20 protein-coding genes and 1 tRNA gene are annotated in these 22,939 nt (G+C 66.3%); 9 read left to right on the top strand and 12 right to left on the bottom strand.

Annotated elements, in window-relative coordinates:
• Nucleotides 1–73: 73 nt before the first annotated feature.
• A complete protein-coding gene (locus AZ34_RS11530) occupies nucleotides 74–1,246 on the bottom strand; it encodes an ABC transporter substrate-binding protein (RefSeq protein ID WP_035608165.1) in 1,173 nt (390 codons plus the stop codon).
• A gap of 181 nt (nucleotides 1,247–1,427) precedes the next feature.
• Here AZ34_RS11530 and AZ34_RS11525 point away from each other — a divergent pair, with 181 nt between their 5' ends.
• From AZ34_RS11525 to AZ34_RS11500, 6 genes are all read left to right on the top strand, one after another.
• Nucleotides 1,428–2,357 (top strand): LysR family transcriptional regulator, encoded by a 930-nt coding sequence (locus AZ34_RS11525; protein WP_035608163.1) that lies wholly within the window; start codon nucleotides 1,428–1,430, stop codon nucleotides 2,355–2,357.
• A gap of 119 nt (nucleotides 2,358–2,476) precedes the next feature.
• Nucleotides 2,477–5,125, top strand: coding sequence for an alanine--tRNA ligase (alaS, locus tag AZ34_RS11520; protein ID WP_035608162.1), 2,649 nt, complete (start codon nucleotides 2,477–2,479; stop codon nucleotides 5,123–5,125).
• Nucleotides 5,126–5,348: 223 nt separating this feature from the next.
• Nucleotides 5,349–6,476, top strand: coding sequence for an ABC transporter substrate-binding protein (locus tag AZ34_RS11515; RefSeq protein WP_051509732.1), 1,128 nt, complete (start codon nucleotides 5,349–5,351; stop codon nucleotides 6,474–6,476).
• Nucleotides 6,457–7,830, top strand: a complete 1,374-nt coding sequence (locus tag AZ34_RS11510; protein WP_051509730.1) for a diguanylate cyclase domain-containing protein — start codon at nucleotides 6,457–6,459, stop codon at nucleotides 7,828–7,830. Before AZ34_RS11515 ends, AZ34_RS11510 begins: the two co-directional genes overlap by 20 nt.
• Before the next feature lie 24 nt (nucleotides 7,831–7,854).
• Nucleotides 7,855–8,421: a TlpA family protein disulfide reductase gene (locus AZ34_RS11505; protein ID WP_051509729.1), complete on the top strand. Its 567-nt coding sequence runs from the start codon at nucleotides 7,855–7,857 to the stop codon at nucleotides 8,419–8,421.
• Nucleotides 8,422–8,512: 91 nt separating this feature from the next.
• Nucleotides 8,513–9,694, top strand: a complete 1,182-nt coding sequence (locus AZ34_RS11500) for a transglutaminase-like domain-containing protein (protein ID WP_035608160.1) — start codon at nucleotides 8,513–8,515, stop codon at nucleotides 9,692–9,694.
• 104 nt (nucleotides 9,695–9,798) lie between these two features.
• On the opposite strand, the gene AZ34_RS11495 is transcribed toward AZ34_RS11500, so the two are convergent.
• From AZ34_RS11495 to AZ34_RS11470, 6 genes are all read right to left on the bottom strand, one after another.
• A complete protein-coding gene (locus AZ34_RS11495) occupies nucleotides 9,799–10,542 on the bottom strand; it encodes a hypothetical protein (protein WP_051509727.1) in 744 nt (247 codons plus the stop codon).
• Nucleotides 10,543–10,629: 87 nt separating this feature from the next.
• Nucleotides 10,630–11,286 carry a hypothetical protein gene (locus AZ34_RS11490; RefSeq protein ID WP_051509726.1) on the bottom strand — a complete coding sequence of 219 codons (657 nt, stop codon included), beginning with the start codon at nucleotides 11,284–11,286 and terminating at the stop codon, nucleotides 10,630–10,632.
• A 144-nt stretch (nucleotides 11,287–11,430) separates the two neighbouring features.
• Nucleotides 11,431–12,393 (bottom strand): pseudouridine synthase, encoded by a 963-nt coding sequence (locus AZ34_RS11485; RefSeq protein ID WP_035608158.1) that lies wholly within the window; start codon nucleotides 12,391–12,393, stop codon nucleotides 11,431–11,433.
• A gap of 26 nt (nucleotides 12,394–12,419) precedes the next feature.
• Nucleotides 12,420–13,226 (bottom strand): tRNA (guanosine(46)-N7)-methyltransferase TrmB, encoded by an 807-nt coding sequence (gene trmB / locus AZ34_RS11480; protein WP_081767184.1) that lies wholly within the window; start codon nucleotides 13,224–13,226, stop codon nucleotides 12,420–12,422.
• Nucleotides 13,178–14,143 (bottom strand): tRNA glutamyl-Q(34) synthetase GluQRS, encoded by a 966-nt coding sequence (gluQRS, locus tag AZ34_RS11475; RefSeq protein WP_051509723.1) that lies wholly within the window; start codon nucleotides 14,141–14,143, stop codon nucleotides 13,178–13,180. Before gluQRS ends, trmB begins: the two co-directional genes overlap by 49 nt.
• Nucleotides 14,144–14,177: 34 nt before the next feature.
• Nucleotides 14,178–15,167: a LysR family transcriptional regulator gene (locus tag AZ34_RS11470; RefSeq protein ID WP_035608156.1), complete on the bottom strand. Its 990-nt coding sequence runs from the start codon at nucleotides 15,165–15,167 to the stop codon at nucleotides 14,178–14,180.
• 167 nt (nucleotides 15,168–15,334) lie between these two features.
• Between AZ34_RS11470 and AZ34_RS11465 the strand changes: the two genes are divergently transcribed.
• The 3 genes from AZ34_RS11465 (at nucleotide 15,335) to AZ34_RS11455 (ending at nucleotide 17,642) form a co-directional block, all read left to right on the top strand.
• Nucleotides 15,335–16,039: a pirin family protein gene (locus AZ34_RS11465; RefSeq protein ID WP_035608154.1), complete on the top strand. Its 705-nt coding sequence runs from the start codon at nucleotides 15,335–15,337 to the stop codon at nucleotides 16,037–16,039.
• A 144-nt stretch (nucleotides 16,040–16,183) separates the two neighbouring features.
• A complete protein-coding gene (locus AZ34_RS11460; protein ID WP_035608153.1) occupies nucleotides 16,184–16,600 on the top strand; it encodes a DoxX family protein in 417 nt (138 codons plus the stop codon).
• A gap of 118 nt (nucleotides 16,601–16,718) precedes the next feature.
• A complete protein-coding gene (locus AZ34_RS11455) occupies nucleotides 16,719–17,642 on the top strand; it encodes a pirin family protein (RefSeq protein ID WP_035608152.1) in 924 nt (307 codons plus the stop codon).
• A gap of 77 nt (nucleotides 17,643–17,719) precedes the next feature.
• Here AZ34_RS11455 and AZ34_RS11450 read toward each other — a convergent pair whose 3' ends face one another.
• From AZ34_RS11450 to dapE, 5 genes are all read right to left on the bottom strand, one after another.
• Nucleotides 17,720–18,499, bottom strand: a complete 780-nt coding sequence (locus tag AZ34_RS11450; protein ID WP_035608151.1) for a sulfurtransferase — start codon at nucleotides 18,497–18,499, stop codon at nucleotides 17,720–17,722.
• 132 nt (nucleotides 18,500–18,631) lie between these two features.
• Nucleotides 18,632–18,707, bottom strand: a tRNA-Lys gene (locus tag AZ34_RS11445).
• Between the two features lie 45 nt (nucleotides 18,708–18,752).
• The gene (locus tag AZ34_RS11440) at nucleotides 18,753–20,735 is read right to left on the bottom strand and encodes an ABC-F family ATP-binding cassette domain-containing protein (RefSeq protein ID WP_035608150.1); all 1,983 of its coding nucleotides are present in this window, start codon (nucleotides 20,733–20,735) and stop codon (nucleotides 18,753–18,755) included.
• Between the two features lie 85 nt (nucleotides 20,736–20,820).
• Entirely contained in the window at nucleotides 20,821–21,747 is a 927-nt protein-coding gene (prmB, locus tag AZ34_RS11435; protein WP_035608149.1) for a 50S ribosomal protein L3 N(5)-glutamine methyltransferase, read from the bottom strand.
• A complete protein-coding gene (gene dapE, locus AZ34_RS11430; protein ID WP_035608148.1) occupies nucleotides 21,744–22,925 on the bottom strand; it encodes a succinyl-diaminopimelate desuccinylase in 1,182 nt (393 codons plus the stop codon). The genes prmB and dapE overlap by 4 nt, the downstream gene beginning before the upstream one ends.
• Nucleotides 22,926–22,939 lie beyond the last annotated feature (14 nt).

The raw sequence follows: 22,939 nt of genomic DNA, 5'->3' as shown, positions 1-22,939 counted from the left end.
GTGCGTCCCCCCTGCCACCGCAGGTTGGCGTTCAGGGGGGGAAGGCGCGCAGCGCCTCAGGGGGGCGGCCGATTCATCGGCCGCCTAATACAGCGATGTAGTCCGAAGCCCACTTGTGGTAAGGCACGCACTGGTTGTTTTGCGTCGCGCACTTGGTGGTGGGCGTCTTCCAGAAGGAGATGCGCGCGAAGTCGTTGTAGCCGTTGTTGGCACAGCCCTTGTCGCCCAGCAGCGCATTGCCCTTGCAGGCGGCGGGCACGGCAGGCACGGAGCCGAACCAGGCCGCAAGGTCGCCCTGCAGCTTGGGGTTGATGGAATGTTCGAGCCAGAGGTAGGCGCAGTTGGGGTGCGCGGCCTCGGCGTGCAGCATGGTGGAATCGGCCCAGCCGGTCGCGCCCTCGACCGGCACCACGGTGGCGATCGGCGCCTTCTTGGAGGCCAGGATGTTGGCCATGAACTGCCAGCTGGACGAGGCGGCCACGCCCTCGTTGGTGAAGTCGTCGATCTGCACGAAGGCGTCGTGCCAGTACTTGCCCACCAGCTTGCGCTGGCCGCGCAGCAGATCGAGCGCGGCCTTGTACTGGGTCTCGTTGAGTTCGTAGGGGTCCTTGATGCCGAGCTCGGGCTTTTTCTTCATGAGGTAGAGCGCGGCGTCGGCGATGTAGATCGGGCCGTCGAAGGCCTGCACGCGGCCCTTGTTGCTCTTGCCGTCGGGCAGGGTCTGTTCCTCGAACACCACGCTCCAGCTCGTGGGCTTCTTGTCACCGAAGACCTTGGTGTTGTACATCAGCACGTTCCAGCCCCACTGGTAGGGCACGCCGTAGTGCGTGTTGTTGACGTGGTGCCAGGGCGCTTTCTGCAGGCGCGGGTCGATGTTCTTGTAGCTCGGGATCAGGCTGACGTTGATGGGCTGCACGCGCTTGCCTGCGATCAGCCGCATGGAGGCGTCGCCCGAAGCGGTGACCAGGTCAAAGCCGCCTTCGTTCATGAGCGCCACCATCTCGTCCGAGGTCCCTGCGGTCTTGACGTTGACCTTGCAGCCCGTGGCTTTTTCAAAGCCGGTCACCCAGTCAAAAGCCTTGTCGGTTTCGCCGCGTTCGATGTAGCCGGCCCAGGCCACGATGTCGACCTGGCCTTCGGGTTTGCCGATCTTGCTGAGCGCGGTCTGGGCGAGCGCGCCCAGCGTGAAGGTGGTGGCGGCCGCGCCTGCCAAGGCGCGGACCAGGATGCTGCGTGCGGAGGTCATCGGAATCACCTTTCCTGGAAAACGGATGAAGGGGAGGGAACACCGGGCATCCTAGGCAGCCGATCTTTGCTTTCAAAGTTCAATATTCCTGCGGTAAGCTATCTGAAAAATAGATATCTGGGGTTAACCCCTGCATTTTTCTGCACCCCAACAGTGAAAACCCGAGGGGCCTTGCACCAGGATGAATCGCCACCTCACGCTCAAACAGTTCCGCTACTTCCTGACCGTCGCGGAGTCGGATTCGGTGGCCGCTGCGTCGCGCATGTTGAACATCGCGCAGTCGGCCATCACCAAGAGCATCCTGGAACTGGAAGACGAACTGGGCCTGGTGCTGTTCGAACGCAGCCCCAAGGGCATGCGTCTGACGCCCGAGGGGCACCGCTTCCTGGTCAAGGCACGCCGTGTGATCGGCGCGGTGGCCGACGCGACGCGCGGCGTGCAGCCCGCTGCGGTGCCGCAGGGCGGCAGCCTGACCGTGGGCGTGACCAGCCTGGTGGCGGGGTACTACCTTTCCGAGGTCTTCGCGCGTTTCGTGCGCACCAGTCCTGGGGTGGAACTGCGCATCGTCGAGGAGGCCCCGCCCTTCCTGGAGCACCTGCTGATCAACGGCGAGCTGGACATCGCCATCATGGTCAGCAATGCACTGGGCGAGCCGCAGGCTCTGGTGGCCGAGACGCTGACACGCTCGCCCAACCGGGTCTGGATGGCGGCCGACCATGCCCTGGCCAGCCAGGAGGAGGTGTCGCTGGCCGAGTGCGCGGACTACGACCAGGTGGTGCTGCTGGCCGACCGGGTGGAGCTGCTGATGCGGGGTTCCTGGGCGCAGGTGCAGGCGCAGCACGGCATCAAACCCCGGGTGGTGCTGCGCACCACGTCCCTCGAGGCCGTGCGTTCCCTGGTCGGCGTGGGCGCGGGTGTGGCCGTGTTGCCGGATTTTCTCTACCGCCCCTGGACCCTGGACGCCGAGCATGTGGCCGTGCGCAAGCTGCGTGACCCCGTGCCCACGGTGGACGTGGGCCTGGTCTGGCGGCGCGGTTCGCCTTTGCGTGGCGAAGTGCAGGAATTCATCGAGGTGGCGCGCGACCAGTCGCGGGGGCATCGGGGGCGCTGAGCCGAACTCCGACAGGGCGAAACCTATAATCGCGGACCCTCGGCGTTCAGTAGAAGAATCAAGCCAGAACAATCCAGTCTTTGGGCCGCGCCGGGTTTCCCCATTCAGTCCTGCCCACCATGAGCAAACCCATCTCCGTCGCGGACATCCGCAAGACCTTTCTCGATTTCTTCGCCTCCAAGGGCCACACGGTCGTGGCCTCCAGTCCGCTGGTGCCGGGCAATGACCCGACGCTGATGTTCACCAACTCGGGCATGGTGCAGTTCAAGGACGTGTTCCTGGGCACCGACAAGCGCAGCTATGTGCGCGCGGCCTCGGTGCAGGCCTGCCTGCGCGCCGGCGGCAAGCACAACGACCTGGAGAACGTGGGCTACACCGCGCGCCACCATACTTTCTTCGAGATGCTGGGCAACTGGTCCTTCGGCGACTACTTCAAGAAGGAAAGCCTGAACTGGGCTTGGGAGCTGCTGACCACGGTGTACCAGTTGCCCGCGGAGAAGCTGTATGCGACTGTGTACCTGGAAGATGACGAAGCCTACGCCATCTGGGAAGACATTTTCGTCAAGGCCGGTTGGACGCCAGAGCGCATCCGCCTAGAGAACCGCATCATCCGCATTGGTGACAACAAGGGCGGCCGCTACAAGTCAGACAATTTCTGGATGATGGCCGACACGGGTCCTTGCGGCCCCTGCTCGGAGATCTTCTACGACCACGGCCCTCACATCGCCGGCGGCCCCCCGGGCAGCCCCGAGGAAGACGGCGACCGCTTCATCGAGATCTGGAACAACGTGTTCATGCAGTTCGAGATGCACGAGGACGGTTCGGTCACGCCGTTGCCCGCGCCCTGCGTGGACACGGGCATGGGCCTGGAGCGCCTGGCCGCCATCCTGCAGCACGTGCACAGCAACTACGAGATCGACATCTTCGACGCGCTGATCAAGGCGGCCGCGCGCGAGGTCGGCACGAATGATCTGAGCAACCCCTCGCTGCGCGTGATCGCCGACCACATCCGCGCCACGGCCTTCCTGGTCAGCGATGGCGTGATTCCTTCCAATGAAGGTCGCGGCTACGTGCAGCGTCGCATCGTGCGCCGCGCCATCCGCCACGGCTACAAGCTGGGCCGCAAGACGCCGTTCTTCCACAAGCTGGTGGGTGAGTTGGTGCGCTTGATGGGCGACGCCTACCCGCGCCTGAAGGACCAGCAGCAGCGCATCACCGAGGTGCTCCAGGCCGAGGAGGAGCGCTTCTTCGAGACCCTGGCCAATGGCATGGAGATCCTGGACGCGGCTTTGGGTGGTGGTGCCAAGGTGCTGCCGGGCGACGTGGCCTTCAAGCTGCACGATACCTACGGTTTCCCGCTGGATCTGACCAACGACGTCTGCCGCGAGCGCGGCGTGAAGGTGGACGAAGCCGGCTTCAAGTCCGCCATGGACAAGCAGAAAAACCAGGCCCGCGCCGCCGGCAAGTTCAAGATGGACAAGGCGCTGGACTACACGGGCGCGGGCAACCAGTTCGTGGGCTACGAGAAGCTGGAAGCCCAGGCCAAGGTCGTCGCACTCTACGTGGATGGCACGCCCACGGCCCAGCTCAAGGCAGGTCAGGACGGCGTCGTGGTGCTGGATACCACGCCCTTCTACGCGGAGAGCGGCGGCCAAGTGGGTGACGAAGGCGTCATCCTTGCGGGTTCGTCCCGCTTCGAGGTCGCCGACACGCAAAAGATCAAGGCCGACGTGCATGGGCATCACGGCACCCTGGCCACTGGCACGCTCAATGTGGGCGACACGGTGACAGCCCAGGTCAACCTGAGCCGCCGTGCCGCGACCATGCGCAACCACAGTGTCACCCACCTGATGCACAAGGCCTTGCACGAAGTGCTGGGCGCGCACGTGCAGCAAAAAGGCTCGCTGGTGGACGCCGACAAGACGCGCTTCGACTTCACGCACAATGCGCCGGTGACCGCCGCCCAGATCGCCGAGATCGAGCGCCGCGTGAACGAGGAAATCCTGGCCAACAGTGCCACCCAGGCCCGCCTGCTGGACATCGAGGCCGCCAAGGCCACGGGCGCCGTTATGCTCTTCGGCGAGAAATACGGCGACACCGTGCGCGTCCTGGACATCGGCAGGAGCCGCGAATTCTGCGGCGGCACCCACGTCGCGCGCACGGGTGACATTGGCCTGTTCAAGATCGTCAGCGAGTCGGGTGTCGCTGCTGGCATCCGCCGCGTCGAGGCTGTGACGGGCGCGAACGCGCTCACCTACTTGCAAGGGCTGGAGAACACCGTGCATCAGGCTGCGAGCGCGCTCAAGGCGCCGGCGGCGGAGCTGCAGGGCCGCATCACCCAGGTGCTGGACCAGGTCAAGACGCTGGAAAAGGAAATCGCGGCCCTCAAGGGCAAGCTGGCCTCCAGCCAGGGCGACGAACTGATGGTCCAGGCCGTGGACGTGAAGGGCATCAAGGTGCTGGCCGCCACGCTGCAGGGCGCGGATGCCAAGGTGCTGCGTGAGACCCTGGACAAGCTCAAGGACAAGCTCAAGACTGCGGCCATCGTGCTGGCCACGGTCGAGGGCGGCAAGGTGCAGATCGCGGCCGGTGTGACCGCCGACAGCGTGGGCAAGGTCAAGGCGGGTGAGTTGGTCAACTTTGTCGCCCAGCAGGTGGGTGGCAAGGGCGGCGGCAAGCCCGACATGGCCATGGCTGGCGGCACCGATGCCAGCGGCTTGCCGAAGGCGTTGCAGGCCGTGCAAGGCTGGGTGGCCGAGCGCCTGTAAGCCCTGCAGAGCACAGGCACCCAAGCGCTCGATGGGGCGTGGGCGCTGCCGCCGGGATGTGCGGGCGCCCTCACTCGCTGAGCAAAGAGACGCGGCAAGCGTCCAGAGATGAGGATCAGGGCGGACGTTCAAACGGCAAGGTCGTTGGGGTATGAAGCCAGGCAAGTGCTTGTCATGGAGGAGGCTTTGCGCCGCCGCGCATGCGTTGCGGTGGGGTGCGCTGATGGGTGCGCTGGTCGGCGCGGCCCTGGTTGCGGCCGAGGCCAGGGCACAGAGGGTGGCCTTCATCAACCCGGGCAAGGTGGACGAGTTCTACTGGTCCGGCGTATCGCGATGCATGCAGTCCGCCGCGCAAAGCCTGGGGCAGACCCTGGAGGTCCACTACGCCGAACGCGAACACCTGCGGGTCTTCCAGATCGCGCGCGCCATCGTGGCGCGCCCGCCAGGCCTTCGGCCCGAGTACGTCGTGATCACCAACGACTATGGCACCGGCCCGGAGCTGCTCAATATCTTCGAGGGCAGCGACATCCGGGTCTTCATGGCCTACAGCAAGCCCACGGTGGAGGAACTGGCGCGCACCGGCACGCCCAGGCGCAAGCACAGGCTCTGGATCGGCTCGCTCGAGCCTCGCGCGCAGGACGCCGGTTACCTGACGGCCCGTGCCTTGATCGCCCAGGCCCGCGCGGCGCAGGCCCAGGGACCGGACGGCAAGCTGCACCTGCTGGTGATCGCGGGCGACCGCAGCACGCCGTCCTCCATCGCGCGCAATGAGGGCATGCGCCAGGCCGTGCGCGAGGCGGGCGACGTGGTGATCGACCAGGAGGTCTACGCCGCCTGGTCGCGCGAGAAGGCCGCCGAGCAGGCCGAAGTGCTCTACCAGCGCCACCCGCATGCCCGTCTGGTCTGGGCGGGCAATGACCTCATGGCCTTCGGCGCGATGAGCGCCTTGGAACGGCGGGGCGGCGTGCCAGGGCGGACGGTTTTCTTCAGCGGCATCAACACCTCCGCCGAGGCGCTGCAAGCGAAGGAGAGCGGGCGTCTGGCCGCGCTCGCGGGCGGTCACTTCATCACTGGCGCTTGGAGCCTGGTGATGATTTACGACCATTATCTGGGTCACGATTTCGTGAGAGAGGGTCTGATGCAGGAACGTCCCATGTTCGCCCTGTTCGACGCCAAGCTGGCGCAGGCCCTGCGCGCGCGCCTTGGGCCGGGCTGTGACCACGTTGACTTCAAGCGTTTCAGCAAAACCCACAACCCTGGGCTGCGCGGCTACGACTTCAGCATGGAGCGCCTGCTGAAGGACGCGCCGAGGTCCACCGAAAGGCATGCCGATGAACGCGCGCTTCCGTGATGACATGGGGTCGCGCCGGGGCGTGTCCCGGCCCCCGGCTTCCGTCGCGCCGGACGCGATTACCCCAAGCATGGCCTGGGAAGTCCCGCGCAATTTCCGTCCCCTGGCAGGCGCGCTGATCCGACGCATCGTGCTGCTCGCGCTGCTGTGCATGGCCCTGGTGCTGGCGGGACAGACCTGGTACCTGCTGCGCCAGCACGAGCAGCGTTTCGTGACCCAGGTGGAGAACATCGCCCGCGCCCATTTGCCGCAGCTGGCAACGGCCCTGTGGGACATTGAATTCGAGGCTGTCCAGCGGCAGGTGCAGGCCATCGCGGCCCTGCCCGAGGTCGGGTATGTGCGCCTGCGTTCCGCGACCGGCCCGGTGTTCATGGCAGGCGACCCGTCCGCGCGCGAAGCCCCCGCCGCCGTGGTGCGCCGCATGGACATCTTGCCCCTGCCGGGCCAGGGCGGGGCGAGCTTGCCGCTGGGGCAGGTGGAAATCATCGGCAATCCGCACTACGTGATGGGCGAGGTGCGTGCCTCGGCCTTGCAGGTGCTGCTGGGTTATGGGGCGTATACCGTCCTGGTGTGCCTGCTCGTGACCTGGTTGCTGCGCCGGCGCCTGCAGCAACCCTTGGAGGCCATGGCGCGTTTCGCCGCCGAGCTGACGCCCGATCGCCTCATGACGCCGCCGCCGCGCCAGCGTGCCACTGCACAACGGGAGGCCGATGAAATCGACCTGCTGGCCGACGGCTTCGCCAAGCTGCAGACAGGCCTGCGTGCCCACATCGACGGGCTGGATGAAAAAGTGGCGCAACGCACCGACGAGTTGCAGCGCCTGGTGGACGAGGTGTACCGACTGTCGCGCACCGACGCGCTCACCGGTTGCTGGAATCGCCGCGCCATCGAGGAGCGCCTGCCCGGCGAGGTGGAGCGTGTGCAGCGTTATGGCAGGCCCTTGTCGCTGCTGCTGGTCAGCATGGACGAGTACCGCGAGCGCCAGCAGGAACTGGGGCCGACCGACATCGACGAGCTGTTGCGCGAGATGGCAAGCACCTGCCGGGCCGCGCTGCGCAACGAGGTCGATTGGCTGGCGCGTGAGGAAGGCGGCCAGTTCCTGATCGTGCTGCCCGAGACCGAGCTCAGCGTAGCCATGCGCATGGCCGAGCAACTGCGCATCGCGGTCGCCGCCTTGGGGAGCAGGCGCTGGCGCGCCAGCGCCGATGCAGCGGACCAGCTCGCGCGTTTGAGCGCCAGTGTGGGCGTGGCGCAGTACCGAACGGGCGAGTTGGCGCACCATCTGCAAGCGCGCGCCAGCGAGGGCGTCCGACAGGCGCAGGCCGCCGGGGGGAATCGCCTGGCCAGCGTCTGAGTTACCTCCCCCTACACTGTCACCATGATGCAACGACGACTCTGTCTGCGGGCTGCCCTGGGTGCAGGTCTGGCTCCGCTCGCGTTGGCTCCGGTGCTGCGCGTGTCCAGCGTGAACGCCACTGCCGCAATCACGGCAGGGCAGGCCCTCACACCCTGGCCCCCCGGTCAAAAGGCGCCGCCGCTGCGCGCGCTCGACCTCCAGGGCCGAGCTTGGACCTTGGAGGCCTTGCGCGGGCGTGTTGTCCTGCTGAATTTCTGGGCCTCCTGGTGCGCGCCTTGCCGGGTCGAGATGCCCACCCTGCAGACCCTGGCCGCGTTTTATGGCGACGCTGTGCGGGTGCTGGTCATCAACGTGGGGGAAGGGCCACGTGCCATCACGCGTTTCCTGCAGAGCAGCGCGCTGGACACCGACGCATTGACCGTGCTGCTGGACACCGAAAAAGAAGCCGCGCGTGCCTGGGATGCGGCCAGCGTGCTACCAACGACGGTGCTGATCGACGCCCAGGGCCAACCCCGCCACCGCGTTCGGGGCGAGCTGGACTGGAGCGGTGAGCAGGCGCAGGCGCTGGTGGAGGCCCTGCTGCCCTGAATTCCCTGGGCTGGTGATAATCCGGCCCTACCGTTTCGGTGCATCTTCACCTGCGCCGACGGTGTGTTCCTCACCTACCGGAGATCGCTTCATGACTACCGTTCAACGTGCGTCCGAAGGGCGCGCATCGCAGCGCCGTGCCTTCCTGAAAAACGTGGCGGCGGCCGCGTCCTGCGCCACCACCGCTTCCGTGCTCGGAACCTGGCCGATCCGCGCGGGCGCGCAAAGCGCCACGCCCGAGCGCCAGTTCAATCCCCAGCCCGGCGCTTGGCGCAGCTTTGAAGTCAAGACCCGGGTTGACGTGCAATTGGCCGAAGGCCAGACCCGCGTTTGGCTGCCCGTGCCGTCCATCGACAGCGACTGGCAGCGCTCGCTGGACAACCGCTGGGACAGCAACGGCCGCGTCACCCTGAGCAAGGACGTGGCCCAGGGCGGCGTGCCGGCCACGCAATGGTTGACCGTTGAATTCGCGCCCGGTGAAAAAACGCCCTGGGTCGAGCTAACCAGCCGCGTGCAGACGCGCAGCCGCGCGGTGGACTGGTCGGCCAAGTCCAGCCAGACGCAGGACAAGGACCTCGCTTTCTGGACCCGCCCGACCGCGCTTCTGCCCACCGACGGCATCGTGCGCGAGACGGCGCTCAAGGCCACGCAAGGGGCCAAGACCGACTACGAGAAGGTCCGTGCCGTTTACGACTGGGTCGTCACCAATGCCTACCGCGAGCCCAAGGTGCGCGGCTGCGGCGAAGGCGACATCAAGACCATGCTGGAGACGGGCAACCTGGGCGGCAAGTGCGCCGACATCAACGCGCTCTTCGTTGGCCTGTGCCGTGCCGTGGGCCTGCCCGCGCGCGATGTCTACGGCCTGCGCCTCGCGCCTTCGGCTTTTGGCTACAAGGAATTGGGCGGCAACAACATGGGCAATCTCTCAGGCGCCCAGCATTGCCGTGCCGAGGTCTATTTGAAAGATCACGGTTGGGTGGCCATGGACCCGGCCGACGTGGCCAAGGTCATGCGCCAGGAAACACCCGAATGGATCAAGACCACGCATAACCCCCTGGTCGCGCCTGTCAACAAGGCCCTCTTTGGTCAGTGGGAAGGCAACTGGGTGGGCTGGAACATGGCGCACGACCTGCAACTGCCCGGCGCGCAGCGCGGGCCGCTGGGCTTTCTGATGTACCCGGTCTGCGAGACCGGCAAGCCGGGGCAGATCGAACGCCTGGATTCCTACACGCCGGACGCTTTCAAGTACCACATCACGGCGCGGGAAATCTGAAGACTGGCCTGGTCATCCGCTCTGGTGCAGGGCGGACCCAGCAAAAAGGGCGCTCATTCAGAGCGCCCTTTTTCACATGACGGAGAACCCGCTGGGGCCAGCGTTCACCAGCGCACGCCAAACTTCATGCCCCAGCTGATGGTGGAGCCGGTGATGTCGGTCTCGAAGGCCAGATTGGCCAGGCCCAGGCCCATGTTGATGCCCGCGTAGTACTTGCTGAGCTCCGGCGAGCTGTGGAGATGGTTGGCGGTCTTGCGGCCATCGCTGTCCACCCAGACATAACCGATGCCTGCGTAGGGCGTCAGCATGGCAAAGCCCTTGGAAATCGACACATCCAGGCTACGGGCATCGATGGAAATGTCGTCCGAGTTGGTGGCGTAGGTGTAGCCGCCGCGCAGGCTGATGGTGGGCGTGGCGAAGTCACCGGCCAGCAGGGCGTAGCGTGCCTCCAGGCCCCGAACGTCGATGCCCAGTCCGGGCACGTTCGCGAAATACGCGCCGACGTCCACGTCGAAGGGCAGACCTTTGTGGATGTCCAGGCGATAGGTCTGCACCGCGTCATCCAGGTACAGATTGCCATTGGCCTTCTCCAGCGCAGCCGCACCCTTGTAAGAGAGGGAACTGCTGGTCATGGACAGGCCAATGTCGAAACCCGTCAGACCCTGCGGTTGCGGCGGCGCGATGGGGCGGTAGCTGACCACCGCACCGATGGCCTCGGACGCGTGCTTGAATTCCCTGTCAGTCAGCTGGTCCAGGTCGCCAAGCCTGTCTGCCGAGGCTGTCGTGGTGATCATGCTCAGGGTCAGGCCGAGCGTGGCGCAGGCCAGGAAAGAAAGGTTTTTTTTCATGGTCATCTTGATGGGGGCGTACGGCCGCGAGGATTATCGCCGAGTGGCCTCATCCCGGAATTCGCGCTGCTTACAACGGTTTGCATCTCACCAGCGCAGGGCTGCCTTGAGTCCATAGGTTGTGACTTCGCCGGTCTGGTCCACCTCGATGTCCACGGCGAACAGTCCCAAGCCGATGTTGAGCCCTGCATAGGTCTTGGTCATGCTGGCATCGCCTTGCTTGCTGTCCACCCAGACCTGGCCGATGCCGGCATAGGGCGTCAGGAAGAGGAAACCCTTGGAGATCGCGATGTCGACGCTCTTGGTGTCCAGGTCGAGTGCGTTGTTGTCCAGCTTGGTATAGGCCCCGCGCACGCCGATCGCGGGCAGCGCCGTGTCGCCGCGCAGCAAGGCATAACGCAGCTCGTAGCCGTTGAGCGAGTTGCTCTCGCCGTCCTGGTGGGCGTTGCCGAAGAAGGCACCGATGTCGAAGCCGTAGGGCAGGCCCTTGTGCAGGTTCACCCGGGTCACGCTGACATCTTCGCTGTCGTTCATCTGGCTGAAGGTGGTGGCCACACCGATGTCAAAACCCGTCACGCCCTGGGCCTCCACGGGTTGCAGAGGTTTGTAGCTCAGGGCCGCGCCCAGGTCGGCGAGGTCATCGGCGTGCGCTGCGCCGACCATGCCCGTCATGGCCATCAGCCAGATCGCCAAGGCAGCGATCAGGCGACGAGAGCGGGTGAGGGTGAGTTGGTGTGAGGTCATGGCGTGTCCTGTGTCCGGATTTCGGAGTGGTTCGTGGTGTCTTGAAGGTGACGCGGCGATGATAGCGCCGCACGGTAAAGCCGCCCCCAGCGCGTCTGTTAGCTGATGTATCACCGCGCTCCTCGGGTTTTGCAGTGCGCCGTGTCAGACCGTGGATGCAGTCGAGTCCGGCCAGTCCAGTACCAGGCGGCTCTCGAACAGGCGTGCTTCACCGGTGCAGGGGTCGGTGAAGGCCAGGCGACGCGCCAGCAGGCGCAGCGGTTGGCTCCAGTCTTCGCGCGCGACCTCGGGGCCATGAACGATCTCGGGATAAAACAGATCGCCCACGATCGGCCGACCCAAGGCATTCATGTGCACGCGCAGCTGGTGCGTCTTGCCGCTGCGTGGGCGCAGGCGATACAGGGCGTGCGGTGTGCGTACCTCGACCAGCTCGAGCGCTGTTTCGCTGTTGGGCTCGCCCTCGGCCTCGTGTTGGCGGAAGAAGTGCGTGGGATCGACCTCGATGCGGCTGCGGTAGACCGCAGGCAGGGGACGATCCACGTCCCGGGCTGCGAGCGGGGCGATGGCTTCGTACACCTTCTCCACCGCCTGGGTGCGAAACAGCGCCTGGTAGGCGCCGCGTTCTGCCGCGCGCACGCTGAAGAGCACCAAGCCGGCGGTCTCACGGTCGATGCGGTGGATGGGGCTGAGCGTATCGATGCCGGTCTGCAACTTCAGCCGCACCAGCAGACTGTTGCGCACATGCCGGCCGCTGGGCGTGACAGGCATGAAGTGGGGTTTGTCGGCCACGAGCAGGTGTTCGTCCTGGAAGACGATGCGGGCCTCGAAAGGCAGGTCGGGCTCGGCATCCAGCTCGCGGTAGTAGTAGACCCGTGCGCCAGGGGCACAAGCGCTCATGGGTACCTCAGGCGACAGGGCGTGGCCTTGTTCGTCCAGCACGCGCCCCAGCGCCATGCGCTGCCGCCATTGGTCGGCGCTCACCGCAGGCAGGCGCTCGGCCAGGAAATCCACCAGCAGTGGCCATGCGCCGCCGCCAGGCAGGGCCACGCAGCTCGCGCTCACGCCCGCGATCATGGGCGGGCGATGACGGTGCGCGGGGCGTGTCATGAACTCCGGTGGACCAGCGCCCGGTCTCAGACCCGCTCGAACACCAAATCCCAGACGCCATGGCCCAGGCGCAGGCCGCGCCGCTCGAACTTGGTTTCGGGGCGGTAGGCGGGGCGGGGCGCGTAGTCCGTCGCCGTGTTGCGCAGCGCGGGCTCGGCGGACAACACAGCCAGCATCTGCTCGGCATAGGGTTGCCAGTCGGTCGCGCAGTGGAGGTAGCCGCCCGGCTTGCCATCCGCGCCCAGCGGGCGCAGGAAACCGGTCAGCTTGCGCACGAAGTCTGGCTGGATCAGGCGGCGTTTGTGGTGACGCTTCTTGTGCCAGGGGTCGGGGAAGAAGATATGCACGCCGGCCAGCGAGCCTGGCTGCAGCATCTGGTCCAGCACTTCCACCGCGTCGTGCTGCACGATGCGCAGGTTCGTCAGGCCGCGTTCACCGATGTGCTTGAGCAGGGCACCCACGCCGGGTTCGTGCACCTCGCAGCCGATGAAGTTTTTCTCGGGCATCAGCGCGGCGATGTGGGCCGTGGCATCACCCATGCCAAAACCGATCTCCAGGATGGTGGGCGCGGGATGACCAGGGTCGCGCTGGAAGGTGGCGTCCAGGTCCAGCGGCTCGGGCCGGAAGGGCAGCACGTAGAGCGGCCCCCATTCCTGCAGGGCTTTGGCCTGGCCCGTGGTCGTGCGGCCCGCGCGCGTGACGTAGCTCTTGATGGTCTTCGGATAGGCCACGCCCTCGGGTGGCGCGGTGGTGGGGCTGGACTGGGGCATGGCGGGCGTATCGTTCACGGACCCGGATTGTAAGAAGGCCTCATCTGGTTCCCATCCACCCATCGTGCTCGCCATTCGGCCACCCAGGCCGCCAGTGCGCTGGCAGTGTCGTTGGCCTGGGTGCCTAGGCCGGCAGACAGACCCAGCATCGTCGCCGCCGAATCAAGTGCGGCTCGAACGGCCTCGGGATGGTCCAACTCCAGGGCCTGCGCGCCGTTTTGCTTGCTCAGTTTTTCCCCGTTCGGGCCGAGCACCAGCGGGGTGTGCAGGTAGCTGGGCGTCGGATAGCCCAGGGACTGCAGCAGCAGGATCTGGCGCGGCGTGTTGTCGGTCAGGTCTTCGCCGCGCACGATGTGGGTGACGCCCTGGGCCAGGTCGTCGACGACCACGGCGAGCTGGTAGGCCCAGTAGCCGTCGGCGCGCTTGAGCACGAAGTCCCCGACCTCGGCGGTCACGTCCTGTGCTTGCGCGCCCAGACGCCGGTCCTGCCAGAGCAGCACACCCGTCGGTACCCGCATGCGCCAGGCCTGGGCACGCGCTGCAGGAGGTGGGATGACCGGAGCGACGGGGGCTGGGCCCGGCCCGGGCCGGCATGTGCCGGGGTAGACCAATTCCCCGTGGCGGCCACGCGGACGACCGAGTTGCTCCAGGGCCAGTTCGACCTTGCGGCGCGAGCAGGTGCAGGGGTAGGCGCGGCCACGCTGCACCAATGCATCCAGCACACGCTGGTACGTGGCGCCACGCCTGGATTGGTAGAGCGGTGTTTCGTCCGGGTGCAGGCCGCAGGTGGCCAGTTGTCGCAAGATCAGTTCGTCGGCGCCGGGCAGGCAACGCGCCTGATCCACGTCCTCGATGCGCACCAGCCAGCGGCCGCCATGTGCCCGCGCGTCCAGCCAGCTGGCCAGGGCGGCCACCAGCGAACCGGCGTGCAGGGGGCCGGTGGGTGAGGGCGCGAAACGACCGATGTAGGAAGTCGTCATGGCTGTGTCTGGGCAGCGTGCCAGCGCAAGGCCTTCAGCGTTGCAGTGGCCCCAGCAAGGCGGCGCGGGTGGTCGGGCTGTCCAACTGCTGCAACCACCACTGCAGGGCACGGCCCGAGCCCTGGCCCATCGCTTGGCCCGGTGCGCTGTTGCCGCGCCAGACGTAACTGGTCCGCACCACGCGTTGTGAACGCTCGGTCTGCTTGACGATCAATCGGCCGGCCTCGATGTAGGGGCGGGCATTGCATTCGGGCAGGAAACCGCCGCCCAGGCCGCGCAGTTGCGCGTCCAGTTTGGCCTGCATGGTGCTGACGGTCAGCACGTCCTGCCCGGCCAGCAGGCCCACGGTCAGGCCCTGGCCTTGACTGGACGAGTCCGCCACGGCCACTGCGCGGTGCTGCAGCAGCATGGCGTCGGTCAAGGGCTCGGGTGCGCTCGCCAGCGGGTGGTGGGGCGCGACGGCGTAGATGAACTCCACCTGCCCCAGGGGCTTGCTCTGCAGGCCGACATTGCCGGTGCTGATGTCGCCGGCCTCCAGCACCACGCCGATGGCCAGGTCGGCCTGGCCGCTGGTCAGCGCCTCCAGCGTGCCCATCAGCGTTTCATCGCGCAGCTTCAGGCGCGTGGGCGCGCCCAGGGTGAAAAAACTCTCGCACAGCTCCATGAGGGTGGGCCGGTGGATGATGCCGTCGACCGCGACGGTGAACTGCGACTCCCAGCCCGTGGCCACGCGCTGCACCCGGCGCGCCACGGCGTCGATTTCGCCCAGCAGGCGCTGACCCTCGCGCAGCAGCTCCGCGCCGGCCGCGGTCAGCCGGGCCTGGCGGGAACTGCGGTCGTAGAGCAGCACGTCCAGGGCATCCTCGATTTGGCGCACGCGGTAGGTCAGGGCGCTGGGCACCAGGCCTAGCGCGCGTGCCGCCGCCGCGAAGCTGCCCGCCGCTTCGATGGCCTGGAGCATGGCCAGTGCGTCCGGGGTCAGGACGTCGCGGGCGGAATGGGGAGCAGGTGACGGCGCTTGCATGGGCAGGGATTCGGCGGTTGATTTGCACGAAGCGCCAATCTTATTTCATTTATTTTGAACTTAATCCTCAAAGCAACTCGGCCTCAAGACCTCGGTCTTTTTTTACAGTGACTCCATCGGCCGGCCCCACATCCCATCTTGGCAGGCCCTACAGAAAGGAGCATCTCATGCTGACCGTTCGTAAATCCCAGGACCGTGGTTATGCCGACCATGGCTGGCTCAAGTCCTTCCACAGCTTTTCCTTCGCGGGCTACTATGACCCCGAGTTCATGGGTTGGGGCAATCTGCGCGTCATCAACGAAGACCGCATCGCACCCGGCACCGGCTTTGGCACCCATGGCCACCGCGACATGGAAATCATCAGCTACGTACTGGAGGGCAACCTCGCGCACAAGGACAGCATGGGCAACGTCAAGGGCATCCCACCCGGTGACGTGCAGCGCATGAGCGCGGGCAGCGGCGTGCTGCACAGCGAGTTCAATCACGCAGCGGGCCAGCAGACGCATTTCCTGCAAATCTGGATCGAACCGAACGTGCGCGGCATCACGCCGAGTTATGAGCAGAAGACTTTCGTGTCCGACGACAAGCGCGGCAGGCTGCGCCTGGTGGCCTCGCCCACGGGTGAAGACGGCTCGGTGACCGTGCACGCCGACGCGCGCTTGTACGCCGGCCTTTTCGATGGCGACGAAGAGGCGACGCTCCAGCTCGACGCCCAACGCAAGGCTTACGTGCACCTCGTCAAGGGCGAACTGGAAGTCAACGGCCAGAAGCTCACAGGCGGCGACGCGGCAATGATTGAGGCTGAGTCTGTACTGACCTTCACCAAGGGCAAGCACGCCGAGGTACTGGTCTTCACCGACCTGGTCCATTGAAGGACACGGCGCGCGATCTGCCGGTGCGGGTCGCGCGCAAAATCCCGCTACCATGCGTTCCGGTGTCTGGGCAGACCAGCGGACACCAGGCACGAACGTCAGAAGCGCTGGCCTGAACCCCAACAAACCATCGAGGACCACATCATGTTCAATCAACTCCAGGCGCCGCTCACCCTGATCGGCCGCATCCTGCTCGCGCTGCTGTTCGTGCCGGCCGGCATCAACAAGATCAGCAGCTTCTCGGGCGTGGCCGGGTATGTGTCGTCCACCATGCACCTGCCCCAGTTCATGGGTTACGCGGGCGCCGCCGTGGCCATCTTCGTCGAAGTGGTGCTCGGTCTGGCGCTGCTGGTGGGCTTCAAGACGCGCTGGAGTGCATTCATCCTCGCGATCTTCACCGTGGTGGCTGGCTTCTTCTTCCACAACTTCTGGAACATGCTGGTGGATCCGGGCAATATGCAGCAAATTCAGTTCTTCAAGAACATGGCCATCGCGGGCGGTCTGCTGGCCTTCGCCGCATTCGGCCCTGGCCGCCTGAGCTTCGACGGCAGCCGAGGCTGAACCCCGGCATCGTGCTCGCGGAAAACGGCCGGGTGATCCGGCCGTTTTTTCTCGTGGCGGTGGATGCGTGTCGGGCCCGGTTCCCCGCGCATCGCCGCGCCATTCAGGAGTAAAGACCATGACTTCATCCGTGCTGGTTCTCTCGGGCCATGAAAAAGACCTCGGCGGCGGTTTCACCGTGTCGCGTGTGCTGCCCTCGGCGCAGCGCCAATCCGTCGGCCCCTTCCTCTTCTTTGACCACATGGGGCCGGTCACTGAAACGCCGGGGCGTGAGCACGACGTGCGCCCCCATCCGCACATAGGCCTGGCGACGGTGACCTACCTCTTCGAGGGTGCGCAGATGCACCGCGACAGCGTGGGTTCGATGCAGCGCATCGAGCCTGGGGCCATCAACTGGATGACCGCCGGACGCGGCATCGTGCATTCCGAACGCAAACCCGACGACCTGGTGGACGCCACCTATGGCGTGCATGGCCTGCAGCTCTGGGCGGCCCTGCCGCGCGCGCACGAGGAGGCGGCGCCCAGCTTCGCGCACACGCCCGCGAGCGCGATTCCCGAGATCCAGGCGGACGGGCATTCCGTGCGCGTGCTGATCGGCGAGGCCTTTGGCGTGAAGTCGCCCGTGCAGGTGTTCATGCCCACGCTTTATCTGGACGTGAAGCTGCCCGAGGGTGGCATTTTCGAGTTGCCGCCCCTCTATGAGGAACGCGCCATCTATGCCGTGGACCAGCCCTTGCTGCTGGACTGCCCAGACGGTGCCCAGGTTGAGGTTGGCCAGCGCCAGATGGCCGTGCTGCCCAATCAGGAGGTGGGTGCGGGTGGAGGCTCGGTGCGCATCAAGGCCGGCGAGCGGCCCTCGCGTTTTGTCGTCATCGGCGGCGCGCCGCTGGACGGCCGCCGCTTCATGTACTGGAACTTCGTGTCCACGCGCAAGGAACGCATCGTCCAGGCCTGTGAGGACTGGGAAGCGCAGCGCATGGGCCAAGTGCCGGGCGAGACGGAACACATACCACTGCCCCTGCGCAAGTTCAATCCGGCTTGATCGGGGCTGGCGGCGCGGTTGTTAGCGGTACGCGCTCGGCCCTGCGCCGTCCGTGACACAGGGCCAAGCGGGCACTGTCAGTCCCCGCTGGTGTCGCGGTCGATGGACGGGTGTGGGGTGCCGGGCGGCAGGGGAGTCAGGTCCGGACTCAGGGAAATTCGCTCGTCGAAGACAAAGCAGTTGCCCTGGTAGTGCGCGCCGCCCGCTTCCTCGAAGTACTTGAGGATGCCGCCCTCGATCTGGTAGACGTGGCTCAGCCCGGCCTCCTGCATGTAGATGGCGGCTTTCTCGCAGCGGATGCCACCGGTGCAGTAGCTGATGACCGTCTTGCCCTCCAGCTCGGCCTTGTGCGCTTGCACGGCGGCGGGGAACTCCGAGAACTTGCGAATGCGCCAATCGATGGCGCCCTCGAAGGCGCCGTGCTGAACCTCGAACGCGTTGCGCGTGTCCAGCGTCACCACAGGCCGTCCCTCGTCGTCATGGCCCTGGTCCAGCCAACGTTTCACCGTCAGCGGCGTCACGGCGGGGGCGCGGCCCTCGGCGGGACGGATGGTGGGGTGGTTCATGCGGATGATCTCGCGCTTGTGCTTGACCACCAGCTTGCGAAAGGGCTGGTGGTCCGACCAGCTTTCCTTGGGCGCCAGATCGGCCAGTCGTGCGTCTGCGTGCAGGGTCGCGATGAAGTCGCGCACCGCGGCCTCGGTGCCCGCCACGAAGAGGTTGATGCCTTCCTCGGCCAGCAGCACCGTGCCCTTGAGGCCCAGCGCCTCGGCGCGGGCCTTCAGGCGCTCGCGCAGCTCGGCGGCGTCCGGCAGGGGCACGAACTTGTAGGTGGAGATGTTCAGGATGTTGGACATGGGCGTTGAGTGCGTCGCCTGATTCGTCATCGTGACTCCATCGAGGCCCCATCGACGCTGCGGATGACATCGACTGGCTCGGGACAAAGGAAAAAGCCGGGCAGATGGTGAATCTGCCCGGCTTTTCGTTTTTGGTGGGCCCTGAGTGACTCGAACACTCGACCTACGGATTAAGAGTCCGCTGCTCTACCAACTGAGCTAAGAGCCCGAAGCCTCAGATTATGCCACGGAATTTTTGGCGTGCTCGCCTGGATCAAGAAATTGTTTCGAGCGCGTTGCCCAACTCCAGCCAGCGCGCCTCCACGTCGTCCAGTTCGGCTTGCAGCGCGGCCATGCGCGCGCTCAGCCTTTGGATTTCCTCCAGCGGCGGGTTCGCGCCAAGGCGCGTTTCGATGCCCTGTCTTTCCTCAGCCAGCGCGGCCATGCGCGCTTCGCATTGCTCCAGCTCCTTGCGCATCTGGCGGGTGCGGTTGTTCTCGCGGGCGGCGGGCTTGGCGGCTGTGCTCGCACTCGTCGCGGCCTGGGCTTGCGGGACGGCGGCAGCCTTGGTGGACGGTGTCGCGGCGGCGGGCGGATTCAATGCGCCGGCCTTGATTGCCTCGCGCTGGCGCTTGGCTTCCTCCAGCAGGTAGCGCTGGTAGTCGTCCAGGTCACCATCGAAAGGCAACACACCGCCGCGCGTGACCAGCCAGAATTCGTCGCACACGGCGCGCAGCAGGGCACGGTCGTGGCTGACCAGCATCAGCGCACCTTCGAACTCGTTGAGCGCGACGGAGAGCGCTTCGCGTGTGGCCAGGTCCAGGTGGTTGGTCGGCTCATCGAGCAGCAGCAGATTGGGCCGCTGCCAGACCAGCAGGGCCAACACCAGTCGGGCCTTCTCGCCGCCGCTCATGCTGCCCACGGCCTGTTTGACCTGATCGCCCGTGAAGTTGAAGCCACCCAGGTAGCTGCGCAAATCCTGCTCGCGCGTGCTCTGACCGCTCAGGCGTCCGGCCTGCGTGGTGTCGCGGGCGAGGCGAATCATGTGGTCCAGCGGGGTGTCGTCCAGTTGCAGCACGTCCAGCTCCTGCTGGGCGAAATAGCCGATGGACAGGCCCTTGCCCTGGACGATGTCGCCCGCGATCGGCTGCAGGTCACCCGCGATGGTCTTGACCAGGGTGGACTTGCCCTGGCCGTTGGCGCCCAGGATGCCGATGCGCTGCCCCGCCAGTACGGACTTGCCGACGTTGCGCACGATGGTGATGGGCGCGTCGTCCGACTCCGCGCCCGGGTAGCCGCAGCTCACGCCTTGCAGCGTCAGCATGGGGTTGGGCAGGTTGGCCGGCTCCTTGAATTCGAAGGTGAAGTCGGCCTCGGCCAGCACTGGGCCGATCTTTTCCATGCGTTCCAGCGCCTTGACGCGGCTCTGCGCCTGCTTGGCCTTGCTCGCCTTGGCCTTGAAGCGGTCGATGAACTTTTGCAGGTGGGCGATCTTCTCTTGCTGCTTGGCGTAGCTGGCCTGTTGCAGCGCGAGCTGTTCGGCGCGCATGTCCTCGAAGCGGCTGTAGTTGCCGCCGTAGCGCTTGAGCTGCGCGCCCTCGATGTGCAGGGTCACGGTCGTGACGGCGTCCAGGAACTCGCGGTCATGGCTGATCACGAGCAGGGTGCCAGCGTAGCGCTGCAACCAGGCTTCGAGCCAGACCAGGGCGTCCAGGTCCAAGTGGTTGGTCGGTTCATCCAGCAGCAGTAGGTCGCTGGGGGCCATCAAGGCGCGCGCCAACTGCAGACGCATGCGCCAGCCGCCCGAGAAGCTGTTGACGGGTCGGTCCAGCTCGGTGGTCTGGAAACCCAGGCCGAGGATGAGGGCCTGCGCGCGCGCGGGCGCGTCGTGCGCACCCACGTCCTGCAGCGCCATGTAGGCATGCGCCATGCGCTCACCGTCCTCGCTGGCTTCGGCGGCGGCGACTTCCGCGTGGGCCGCGGCCAGGGCCGTGTCGCCTGCGAGCACGAAGTCCGTGGCGCTCTCACTCGTCTCGGGCATGTCCTGCGCGACCTGGGCCATGCGCCATTGGGCGGGGATGTTGAAGTCCCCGCTGTCTTCGTGCAGGCCGCCATTGAGCAGCGCGAACAGGGTGGACTTGCCTGCGCCGTTGCGGCCCACCAGTCCGACTTTTTCGCTGGGGTTGATGGTGGCCGAGGCGCCGTCGAGGATGACTTTGGCGCCGCGGCGCAGGGTGATGTTCTTGAGGGTGATCATGAAAGCAAACGTTCGGGCGAACTTGGCCTGTCCCAAGCTGGTCGAAGGCACGCAGCCCTCTGACAGAGCGGGGGTCGGGCGAGGATTATCGGAGCGGAGCCTCGCTCAGCGCCTCGCGCGTCAACAGCAGCACCTGGTCCGCGCCCGCGCTGGTGTCGAGCCAGACCGTGTGCTCGGCCAGGGCAGGGAAGGCGGCTTCGTAGTGTTCGCGCTCGTTGCCGATCTCAAGCACCAGCACGGCGTGTGCGCTCATGTGCGCGAGTGCGCCGTCCGGACTGAGCAGACGGCGGATGAAATCCATGCCGTCGCTGCCGCCCTCGGTGTTGCCGGACAGGGCCAGCATCGGCTCGGCCCTGTACTCGGCTGGCAGCATTGCCATGCTGCGTGCGTTGACGTAGGGCGGGTTGCAGAGGATGAGGTCGTAAGGGCCGCGCACGGCCGCGAGGCCGTCGGATTGCAGCAGCCGGACCCGATCCTCCAGGCCGTGCTTCTCGACATTGATCCGCGCCACGGCCAGCGCATCGGCCGAGATGTCCGCGCCATCCACCCGCACCTCGGGCCAGGCCAGTGCTGCCAGCACCGCCAGGCTGCCGTTGCCGGTGCAGAGGTCGAGCACGTTGCTGGTGTTCTCGTTCAGCCAGGCATCCAGCGTGCCTTGCCCGTCGGCGTCGGTGATCAGTTCGGCGATGAAGCTGCGCGGCACGATCGTGCGTTCATCCACGTAAAAGGGCAGACCCTGCAACCAGGCTTCGCGCGTGAGGTAGGCGGCGGGTTTGCGGGAGGTGATGCGTTCGTCGATCAGCGCCAGCGCGCCCTGTGCTTCGGCTGCCGTGACCGCGCGAGCACTCTCGGTGTCCAGGTCACAGTCCAGCGGCAGGCCCAGCTTCCAGAGGATCAGCCAGGCGGCTTCGTCCTGTGCATTCGTGGTGCCGTGGCCAAAAGCGAGCTGGCCTGCCTGCTGCGCCGCAGCGAGACGGGCGGAGGCCTCGGCAATGAGGTCGGCCAGCGTCATTGCGCGGCCAGCTTCTCTTGGGCCAGCTTCTCCATCGTGCGCCGGTAGATGTTCTTCAGCGGCTCGATGTCGGCCACGGGAATGTGTTCGTCGATCTTGTGGATGGTGGCGTTGGTCGGGCCCAGCTCGATCACCTGCGGGCAGACCTTGGCAATGAAGCGCCCGTCGCTGGTGCCGCCCGTGGTGGAGAGTTCGGTCGTGATACCGGTCTCCTCGCGGATCGCCGCCTGCACCGCGCCCACCAGCGTGCCCACGGGCGTGAGGAAGGGCAGGCCGCCCACCGTCCAGAGCAGTTCGTATTCGAGCCCGTATTTGTTGAGCACGCCGGTCACGCGCTGCTGCAGGCTTTCGGGCGTGGACTCGGTGCTGAAGCGGAAGTTGAAGTCCACCACCAGTGCGCCCGGAATGACGTTGGTGGCGCCGGTGCCGCCATGGATGTTGCTGACCTGCCAACTCGTGGGCTGGAAGTAGTCATTGCCCCGGTCCCATTCCATGGCCGCCAGCTCGGCCAGCGCGGGCGCGAACAGGTGGATGGGATTACGCGCGAGCTGCGGGTAGGCGATGTGGCCCTGCACGCCCTTGACCGTGAGCTTGCCGCTCATGGTGCCGCGCCGGCCATTCTTGATCATGTCGCCGGTCTGTTTCACGGAGGTCGGTTCACCGACGATGCAGTAGTCCAGCCGCACGCCGCGCGCCTGCAGCGCCTCGCAGACTTTGACCGTGCCGTCCACCGCCGGGCCTTCCTCATCACTGGTCAGCAGCAAGGCGAGGTTCAGCGGTGCCTGCGGGTGGGCCGCGACGAATTCCTCCGCCGCGACCACGAAGGCTGCGATCGAGGTCTTCATGTCGGCCGCGCCGCGTCCATAGAGTTTGCCGTCCCGGTGCGTGGGTGTGAACGGGTCTTGGCTCCACAGCGCCACCGGGCCGGTGGGCACCACGTCGGTGTGGCCCGCGAAGACCAGGGTGGGCAGGGACGTGAGCGCGTCCGGCGCGGCGGGGGAAGGGCGCACAGACCAGAGGTTGGTGACGCGAAATTCCTCTGGCCCGAAGGTCAGCGTCTCGTTCTGAAAGCCCAACGGCGCCAGTCGCCCGGCGATCAAGCCCTGGCAGCCGCCGTCCTCCGGCGTGACGGAGGGGCGGGCGATCAGTTGCTCGGCGAGCTGCAGCGTCGTGGTCATTGGCAAAAGCGAGC

The organism is Hylemonella gracilis str. Niagara R, assembly GCF_000600295.1.
In the GTDB taxonomy this organism is placed as follows: Bacteria; Pseudomonadota; Gammaproteobacteria; order Burkholderiales; family Burkholderiaceae_C; genus Hylemonella; species Hylemonella gracilis_A.
The sequence above is the reverse complement of the archived record's forward strand: the minus strand, read 5'-3'. Positions and strand labels throughout refer to the sequence as shown.

Bases quoted from the DNA above. Each gene is read 5' to 3' on its own strand.
- AZ34_RS11530 (WP_035608165.1), bottom strand. From the start codon at position 1,246: ATGACCTCCGCACGCAGCATCCTGGTCCGCGCCTTGGCAGGCGCGGCC.
- AZ34_RS11525 (WP_035608163.1), top strand. From the start codon at position 1,428: ATGAATCGCCACCTCACGCTCAAACAGTTCCGCTACTTCCTGACCGTC.
- alaS (WP_035608162.1), top strand. From the start codon at position 2,477: ATGAGCAAACCCATCTCCGTCGCGGACATCCGCAAGACCTTTCTCGAT.
- AZ34_RS11515 (WP_051509732.1), top strand. From the start codon at position 5,349: ATGGGTGCGCTGGTCGGCGCGGCCCTGGTTGCGGCCGAGGCCAGGGCA.
- AZ34_RS11510 (WP_051509730.1), top strand. From the start codon at position 6,457: ATGAACGCGCGCTTCCGTGATGACATGGGGTCGCGCCGGGGCGTGTCC.
- AZ34_RS11505 (WP_051509729.1), top strand. From the start codon at position 7,855: ATGATGCAACGACGACTCTGTCTGCGGGCTGCCCTGGGTGCAGGTCTG.
- AZ34_RS11500 (WP_035608160.1), top strand. From the start codon at position 8,513: ATGACTACCGTTCAACGTGCGTCCGAAGGGCGCGCATCGCAGCGCCGT.
- AZ34_RS11495 (WP_051509727.1), bottom strand. From the start codon at position 10,542: ATGAAAAAAAACCTTTCTTTCCTGGCCTGCGCCACGCTCGGCCTGACC.
- AZ34_RS11490 (WP_051509726.1), bottom strand. From the start codon at position 11,286: ATGACCTCACACCAACTCACCCTCACCCGCTCTCGTCGCCTGATCGCT.
- AZ34_RS11485 (WP_035608158.1), bottom strand. From the start codon at position 12,393: ATGACACGCCCCGCGCACCGTCATCGCCCGCCCATGATCGCGGGCGTG.
- trmB (WP_081767184.1), bottom strand. From the start codon at position 13,226: ATGGGTGGATGGGAACCAGATGAGGCCTTCTTACAATCCGGGTCCGTG.
- gluQRS (WP_051509723.1), bottom strand. From the start codon at position 14,143: ATGACGACTTCCTACATCGGTCGTTTCGCGCCCTCACCCACCGGCCCC.
- AZ34_RS11470 (WP_035608156.1), bottom strand. From the start codon at position 15,167: ATGCAAGCGCCGTCACCTGCTCCCCATTCCGCCCGCGACGTCCTGACC.
- AZ34_RS11465 (WP_035608154.1), top strand. From the start codon at position 15,335: ATGCTGACCGTTCGTAAATCCCAGGACCGTGGTTATGCCGACCATGGC.
- AZ34_RS11460 (WP_035608153.1), top strand. From the start codon at position 16,184: ATGTTCAATCAACTCCAGGCGCCGCTCACCCTGATCGGCCGCATCCTG.
- AZ34_RS11455 (WP_035608152.1), top strand. From the start codon at position 16,719: ATGACTTCATCCGTGCTGGTTCTCTCGGGCCATGAAAAAGACCTCGGC.
- AZ34_RS11450 (WP_035608151.1), bottom strand. From the start codon at position 18,499: ATGTCCAACATCCTGAACATCTCCACCTACAAGTTCGTGCCCCTGCCG.
- AZ34_RS11440 (WP_035608150.1), bottom strand. From the start codon at position 20,735: ATGATCACCCTCAAGAACATCACCCTGCGCCGCGGCGCCAAAGTCATC.
- prmB (WP_035608149.1), bottom strand. From the start codon at position 21,747: ATGACGCTGGCCGACCTCATTGCCGAGGCCTCCGCCCGTCTCGCTGCG.
- dapE (WP_035608148.1), bottom strand. From the start codon at position 22,925: ATGACCACGACGCTGCAGCTCGCCGAGCAACTGATCGCCCGCCCCTCC.